General features: G+C 71.2%; 7 protein-coding genes. 3 read left to right on the plus strand and 4 right to left on the minus strand.

Going from position 1 to position 7,656, the window contains the following annotated elements:
• A partial coding sequence (locus tag AF1_RS37150; protein ID WP_169804067.1) for a YceI family protein occupies positions 1 to 127 on the minus strand: 127 nt, incomplete at its 3' end.
• A 441-nt stretch (positions 128 to 568) separates the two neighbouring features.
• Between AF1_RS37150 and AF1_RS30605 the strand changes: the two genes are divergently transcribed.
• The gene (locus AF1_RS30605) at positions 569 to 1,198 is read left to right on the plus strand and encodes a ClpP family protease (RefSeq protein ID WP_067807297.1); all 630 of its coding nucleotides are present in this window, start codon (positions 569 to 571) and stop codon (positions 1,196 to 1,198) included.
• Entirely contained in the window at positions 1,195 to 1,797 is a 603-nt protein-coding gene (locus AF1_RS30610; protein ID WP_067807300.1) for a ClpP family protease, read from the plus strand. Before AF1_RS30605 ends, AF1_RS30610 begins: the two co-directional genes overlap by 4 nt.
• Positions 1,798 to 1,808: 11 nt before the next feature.
• Here AF1_RS30610 and AF1_RS30615 read toward each other — a convergent pair whose 3' ends face one another.
• Positions 1,809 to 2,174 (minus strand): helix-turn-helix domain-containing protein, encoded by a 366-nt coding sequence (locus AF1_RS30615; RefSeq protein ID WP_067807303.1) that lies wholly within the window; start codon positions 2,172 to 2,174, stop codon positions 1,809 to 1,811.
• A gap of 246 nt (positions 2,175 to 2,420) precedes the next feature.
• Between AF1_RS30615 and AF1_RS30620 the strand changes: the two genes are divergently transcribed.
• Entirely contained in the window at positions 2,421 to 5,666 is a 3,246-nt protein-coding gene (locus tag AF1_RS30620; RefSeq protein WP_067807305.1) for a S8 family serine peptidase, read from the plus strand.
• A 181-nt stretch (positions 5,667 to 5,847) separates the two neighbouring features.
• Here AF1_RS30620 and AF1_RS30625 read toward each other — a convergent pair whose 3' ends face one another.
• Together AF1_RS30625 and AF1_RS35485 are read right to left on the minus strand one after the other, a co-directional pair.
• Positions 5,848 to 7,158, minus strand: coding sequence for a cation:proton antiporter domain-containing protein (locus AF1_RS30625; RefSeq protein ID WP_067807308.1), 1,311 nt, complete (start codon positions 7,156 to 7,158; stop codon positions 5,848 to 5,850).
• Positions 7,159 to 7,313: 155 nt separating this feature from the next.
• Positions 7,314 to 7,656, minus strand: a 343-nt coding sequence (locus tag AF1_RS35485) for an MFS transporter (protein ID WP_217999863.1), incomplete at its 5' end; no start/stop codon positions are given.

The raw sequence follows: 7,656 nt of genomic DNA on the forward strand, positions 1-7,656 counted from the left end.
CCTCGCCCTCGAACTCGTCGAATCGCCCTCGCACCCTGGTGGCCATCGTGTGCCGGGCGACGAACCCGATCCGAGTGCGGACGGTATCGAGGACGTAGTCGCCCGTCAGCTCGCTGAGATCGGTCATGCTCGGTCACTCCCGTAGGGAAAAGAGGTGGTCGGGACTTCAATCTCCGGGCCGGATCGCGCTTCGTCCGAAGTTCGGTACGGCGGTGCCGACACCGGAGCACGTGGTGCCGCCTCTGCTCACGGTTCAGCGGTCCGACGACACAGCCACCCGGAATGTGAGGCGGGCACGCCGACCCCGCACTTGGTTGCGATGTCCCGCCGGACGAGTGGAAGCAGACGCGACCGAGGGAGCCGGGCTCATCGGACACGCCCTAGTGGGCGTCTGCGGACCGGGTGCCTTCTTCGGCGAGCGCCAGCGCGGCCCGTTCGGCTTCGCCTCGGCCTGGTCGAGTACCCCGGGCCGGGTCGGTGGTGATCGTCGTGGTTCTGCCGCTCTGGGCGGATCTGCCGTGGGCAGATCGGGCTATGGCCAGTGCGCGTGGTGGCGCAAAGTGAAGGCATGAGCGAGGAACAGAAAGTCCCGTTGTTCAACGAACGAATGCGGCGTGAGCTCTACCAGGAACGTGTTCTCGTGCTCGACGGCGCACTCGACGACGACAATGGCACGCTGCTGGCAACGCAGCTGATCACCCTGGCGAAAGAGGATTCGTCGTCCGATATCGCGCTGTGGATCCATTCCCCCGGCGGATCGGTGCCGTCGATGCTCGCGATCCGCGATGTCATTCGGCTCGTCCCGTGCGACGTGTCCACGATGGTGCTCGGCATCGCCTACAGCGCCGGCCAGTTCCTGCTGTCGTCCGGAACCCGCGGCAAGCGCCGTGCCATGCCGCACGCACGCGTGCTGATGCACCAGGGCTCCGCCGGCATCGCCGGCGCCGCCGTCGACATCGAACTGCAGGCGGGCGACCTGCGCCACACCCGCGACACGGTGCTCGGACTCATCGCCGAAGACACCGGCCAGCCCCTCGAACGGGTCTTCGAGGACTCGCTGCACGATCGCTGGTACACGGCGCAGGAAGCGCTCGAATACGGGTTCATCGACGGGATCGTCAGCAGTTTCGACGAAGTCATGCCCACCAGTCATCGACCCATCGGGCTCGGCTTCCCGTCCGAAGGAGCCGTCCGATGAGCACCTACACGATTCCGAACGTCATCGCGCAACATCCTCGCGGTGAACGGATCATGGACGTCTACTCGCACCTGCTGACGGAGCGGATCATCTATCTCGGCACCGCCATCGACGCGGGTGTCGCGAACGCTCTCGTCGCGCAGTTGCTGTACCTGGAATCCGACAGTCCCGACCGCGATATCCAGCTGTACATCAACTGCGAGGGTGGAGACCCGAGCGCGATGCTCGCCGTGTACGACACGCTGCGCTACATCCGTCCGCAAGTGGCGACGACGTGCGTGGGGCAGGCGGTCGCGGTCGGCGCCGTGCTCCTTGCCGCGGGCACTCCCGGCAAACGCGCCGCGCTGCCCCACACCCGCGTCGTCCTGCACCAGCCGGTGGGGCAGGGGCGAGGAGCGATCCCGGACCTCATTCTCCAGGCGGACGAGGTCGTCCGCGTGCGCGCGGACATCGAGAGCATCCTCTCCCGGCACACCGGGCGGGACGTGGCGACGCTGCGCGCCGACACGGATCGCGATCGTGTGTTCACCGCGACGGCGGCGCTGGACTACGGTCTCATCGACCATGTGATCGAGGAACGGCAACCGACCGCCGGGTAGGGAGAACCCGCCTATGCGGCCAGCGCGTAGGCGGCCCGGCAGGTCGGGGCCGCCGGAGCGGTTCCGATCGGCGCGGCCCGCAGGCTCGTGGCGACCTCAAGCGTCAGCTCACCGAGCGTCACGTCCAGGGCGCCGGCGACCGCGGCGATCATCTCGCTCGAAGGCTCCTTGACACCGCGTTCCATCTCGGAGAGGTACTGCGGCGAGACCCCGGCACGGCGGGCGGTCTCGATCAGTATCTCGCCGCGTTCGAGGCGCAGGCGCCTCAGGCACTGGCCGAGCGCGTCACGCCACAGCGGCTCCGCCGGCCGGCGGGGCGCGGTCGGCTCGTGCGGCGTCTCGCCGGCGGGTACGGGCGGGCGGGTGGTGTCGGGCATGCGCACATCGTAGGTCGGTGGCGCGGTCCGTTCCCATGCGTTCCGCCCACCGCAGAACAAGGGACGCCGTAGCAGCGGCCCTGGCCCTCGCCTGTCTTCGCCGTTCTGACGCGCGAGCGGCGGAGGGGTTGTCCCGCAAGCCACGACCGGCCACCGCCGAACCCTCCCCGCAACCGAACGGGTCCTAGTGATCAGGAATGTTCGGATATCGGAGGCGACATGGGGAGAAGATGGACAACTCTCGGGGTGATCGGCGTCGTGACCGTGGTGAGCGCGGTGGGCGGTGCGGGAGACCCGGCGGGGGCCGAACCGGGGCCGGGCGGTGCGCCGGCGCGAAGCGGGACGGCCCGGTCGGTGACGCTGCTGACCGGTGACAAGGTCTTACTGCGGCGGGCGGCGGACGGGACGGACGCGGTCGAGGTGCGCCACGGCCCCGGACGGGACCGGATCCGGTTCGGCATCACCGCTTACGGCGGCCAGGGCACCATGGTCGTCCCGTCCGACGCGCGGGCGCTGCTCGCGTCCGGCCGGCTCGACCCGCGCCTGTTCAACGTGACCCGGCTGCTGGCCTGCGGGTACGGCGACGCGTCCCGCGCCGACCTGCCCGTCCTGGTGCAGGGCGCCGCGCCGCGGGCCGCCGGCGGGACCGTGCGGACGGCCGAGGCGCCCGGCCTGGGCTTCACCGGGCTCAAGGTCGCCAAGAACCGGGCGCCGGACGTCTGGCGGTCGCTGACCGGCGGAACCGCCGGCATGCGCACGCTCGGGCCCGGCACGGCGAAGATCTGGCTCGACGGGAAGGTGCGCGCGCTCGACGACAAGAGCAACGGGCAGATCGGCGCCCCGGCCGCCTGGCGGGCGGGCTATACCGGCAAGTCCGTCGGGGTCGCCGTGCTCGACAGCGGATACGACCCCGGCCACCCCGACCTGAAGGGAGTGGTGACCGCCTCGAAGAACTTCACCTACGAGGCGGACGTCCGGGACCATCTCGGCCACGGCACGCACGTGGCCGCCACCGTCGCCGGTTCCGGTGCCGCCTCCCACGGCCGCTACCGGGGCGTGGCGCCCGGCGCCCGGCTGGCGATCGGCAAGGTGCTCGACGGCGAAGGCGTGGGCTACGACTCCGGCATCCTGGCCGGAATGGACTGGGCGGCCAGGACCGTGCACGCGAAGGTCGTCAACATGAGCCTCGGCGGAACGGACGAGCGCGGCCTCGACCCGGTCGAGCAGGCCGTGAACACGCTCAGCCGGCGGACCGGCACGCTGTTCGTGGTGGCGGCCGGCAACGAGGGTCCCGCCGCGGCGACGGTCGACTCCCCCGCCAGCGCGGACGCCGCGCTCGCCGTGGGCGCGGTGGACGGCCGGGGCCGGCTCGCCGGATTCTCCAGCCGCGGTCCCCGCAAGGGAGACTCGGCGGTCAAGCCCGACATCACCGCACCCGGCGTCGGCATCATCTCCGCCTGGGCCAAGGGCACCCCGGCCGCCGACCCGGTGGGCACCTCCTACCGGCGGGCGTCGGGCACGTCCATGGCCACGCCGCACGTCGCCGGGGCCGCCGCGATCGTGGCCCAGCGGCACCCCGGCTGGACGGGCGAGCAGATCAAGGCCGCGTTGATGAACACCGCCAAGCCCACCGCGGCGCCGTTCCTGCGGGGCGCGGGCCTGGTGGACCTCGCGCACGCGGTCAGCGAGCCGATCAGCACCTCCCAGGGTTCGCTCAACGCCTACCTGCGCTGGCCGCACACCGCGGGGCAGAGCACCGTCCGGACCCTCACCTACCGCAACGATGGGACGAGTCCGGCGACCCTGTCCCTGAACGTCCGGGCCGCCCGCCGCGGCGGCGGCGCCGCGCCCGCCGGCATGTTCGCCCTCTCGGCGAGAAGGCTGGCGGTGCCCGCACACGGGCAGGCTCAGGTCCGGCTGACGGTGAGGGCCGGCGGCGCCCGTGCGGGGGCCTACGCGGGCGCGGTGACCGCCACGCACGGCGGAGCCGGTACCGCGGTGCGGACCATCGTCGGCGCCTACGTCGAGCCGAAGGCCACCGACCTCACGGTGACCATGCTGGACCGGCGGGGCAAGGCGCCCCTCGACGACGGCCAGCAGACGATCGAGCTGACGAACATGCGGTCCGGCGAGGTCGACGAGGTGCCCCTGCGCAGGGGGAAGGCCCGGGTCCGCCTGCCGTCCGGCCCCTACTTCGTCGGCGCGACCGGGGAGAACGCCGCCTCCGACGGCTCACTGGTGCTGTCCCGGCCCCTCGACGTCCGCCCGGGGACGCAACGGCTGCTCCTGGACGGGCGCAAGGCCGTCCGCACCGGCCTGACCGTGGACGCTCCCGGCGTGACCATCTCCGACAGGGGCCAGTTCGTGCAGCTCGCCTACCGGCGGGGGAAGGTGCGCGCGGAGATGTACTTCGGCGGTGACCCGCTGTACGTCCTGCCGTTCCGCGCCGCCGGGACGACGTTCCTCGCGGAGTCCGACTGGGCCAAGACCGGCGAGTGCTACGCCGTGGCCGACGTGCATACCGGCGGGGTTCCCGCCAAGCTCGTCCGCAAGGTCGCGCGGAAGACCATGGCGGTCGTGCCGTCCGTCTACCGGGCTCCCGACAACGGGAAGGCGCAGCAGTACGCCACGCTCCTGCACGGCGTCCAGCTGCCCGGCTCCGCCGGCATCGTCCCCTACGACCCCTGCGCGACCGGCACCCTTCCGGCGAAGGTCAGCTACTACTTCTCTCCGCTGCCCGCCGGCGCCTCCTGGTGGCGGATGGCCTATTTCAACCACGCGGACCAGCGCAAACAGAGCGTTCAGCTCGCCCTGCCACGGAATTTCACCGGCCGCCGCCACCCGGTCGAAGTGTGGGGCGGCGCCGTGGCGGGGCCGTCGATCGCGATGGCCGGCGCCCGCCGCACCGGCAATGAGATGAACATCCCGCTGCCGTCCATGTTCTCCGACGGCGGCGGGCACCTCGGCGACAGCGACGGCCCCCACACGATCACCCTGGACGCCGACGGGCGGCGGATCGCGCAGGCGGCTGACACCTACGGGCTGACGGCCGGGGTGCCGGCCCGGGACGCCCGCTACACGCTGACCGTCGACCACCGCCGCGCGCTCCCGATGTCGACCCGCGTCACGTCGGTGTGGACGTTCCGTTCCGGCCCCGCCGGCCCCGCCGGGCGGGCGCTCCCGCTGCAGGCGGTGCGGTTCGCCCCGCCCGGACTGGACGGCCGCAACCAGGCGAAGGCGGGCACCACGCTGAACGTCCCGGTGCGCGTCGAGGGCACGACGACGGCGAAGGTGAAGCGGCTGACCGTCCAGGCGTCCTTCGACGACGGGCGGACGTGGACGCCGCTGCGCCCGCGCCCGGCCGGCGGCGGCTGGCAGGTCGCCGTCACCAACCCGGGACACGCCGGATTCGTCTCCCTGCGCGCCACCGCGCAGGACCCGGCGGGCGACACGGTGACGCAGACGATCCTGCGCGCTTACGCCGTGACCTGAGGTCTGGCCAGTCGAGCTCGCGGCCCATGCCCGCGTAGCACCACTGACGGCCCGCGCCCGGGGGGAGGGACGCCCCCGGGCCGGGCTCGTGGGGCCGTGCATTGTCAAACCTCGTCCGTGCAGGTCAGGCGGCCTGCCGGATCGGGCCGCGGTGATCGTGCGGGGCCGGTCCGGGCGCGGCTCATCCGGCAGGTCCTCCGGCCGGCCGGCCGGGAACCGCGAACGCCGGTCGACCGGCTTGTCGGGGGGAGGCCGGGGGGTTCGGCAGGAGCGGGCCGGCCAACGCCGTCGTGATGACGGCCATCAGCACCATCATGGTGAACATCTGGTCGTCGAGGATCCCCAGACCGACGCCCGCGTTGAGGATGATCAGCTCTGTCAGGCCGCGCGTGTTCACCAGCAGGCCCAGGGTGCCGGCCTCGCGCCACGGCATCCCGGTGAGCCTTCCGGGGATCGCCGCGCCCAGTATCTTGCCGGCACAGGCAACGAGAACGATGGCGACCAGTTCGACGGCTCCGAGGCCGGAAATGGCGCTGATATCTACGTTCAGGCCGGTCACGATGAAAAAGACCGGAAGCAGTACCATGCTGATTCCGTCGAACGGCTGCTTGACGCCGTCGGCCAGTGTCTCGAACGGCTTGCGCGGCATGATGAAGCCGAAGGCGAAGGCACCGAAAACGGCATGGATGCCGATCCACGTGGTGGCGTACGACGACAGGAAGAGCCCGGCGACGAGCACGATGACATAGACCGGCGGCATCCGGTTACGGACCATCCGGCGGGTCAGGTAGGCCAGCAGCGGGCGCATGACCAGCGCCATGACGGCCACGTACAGCACCGACAGCGCGCCGATCTGCACCATGTCCTTCACGGTGCCGCCCGCGGTGACGATCGCCGCGGTCAGCGCAAGCAGGCACCACGCCAGCACGTCGTCGAGGGCCGCGCTGGCCAGCGCGAGAGCGCCGACGCGCGTGCCCATCATCCGGTGTTCGGTCAGCATCCGGGCCAGCACGGGAAACGCCGTGATGGACATCGCCGCACCCATGAACAACGCGAACGCGGTGAAGGGGACATGGTCGCCCTTCACCGTGTCGTGGTAGGGGTACAGCATCGCGGCGAGGCCGGCACCCAGCCCGAAGGCGAGGGCAGTGGAGCTGATCGAGATCGCGCCCGCCGCCCCGCGCCGCCCCCGCAGAAGCCCTTTGTCGAATTCCCAGCCGATTTGGAACATGAAGACGAGCAGGCCGACCTGCGCGATCGCCGACAGGTACGCCCGCGTCTCAGCCGGGAAGATGTGCGCGGTGAGGTCGCCCGGAAGCAGCCCGAGAAGGCTGGGGCCCAGCGCGATACCGGCGACGATCTCACCGACGACCGGCGGTTGTCTCAGATACCGGGCCAGCCGGCCGAGAACGGCGCCGGTCAGCAGGACGATGGCGATATCGGCCATCACGACCGCAATCACCAGATCGGAATGCTGAGCGAGACTCTTCATCAAAGGCTCCCCGGAAATGCCTGCCGATACTGCGCACTAACGTGGCGCACGCCAGGTCCGTCAGCGTGATGATGTGCTGGTGATGCCACTCCCACGATCGGTTCCGTGGAGGGTGAGATCGTCCGCGAAGCGGCGGATGGGCCTCGTGAAGCAGGTCATCCAGGGGACGCTGTGGATCCGGGGACGACCGCGCTGTCCCGGTCGGTGAGTGCGTCGTCCTCGGCACCGGCTCTCGACCGGCCCGCGGCGAGGTAGAAGGCCGACGCGGCGAAGACGGCGATCATGGCGAGGAGGATGAGGCGGTAGTCGATATAGGCGACCATCGCGGCGCCATACGCGATGGACAACATCTGCGGCGTGTTGGTCAGGACGTCGAACGCCGCATAGGTCCGGCCGAGCAGCTCACTCGGCGTCCGCCGCTGGAGCAGCGTGGTGAACCCGACGATCGCCCACGGCAGGCCGAAGCCGACGAGCAGGACCCCGGCCAGGACGGCGGCC

Origin of the sequence: Actinomadura formosensis NBRC 14204, from assembly GCF_001552155.1 — a bacterium.
Lineage (GTDB): Bacteria > Actinomycetota > Actinomycetes > Streptosporangiales > Streptosporangiaceae > Spirillospora > Spirillospora formosensis.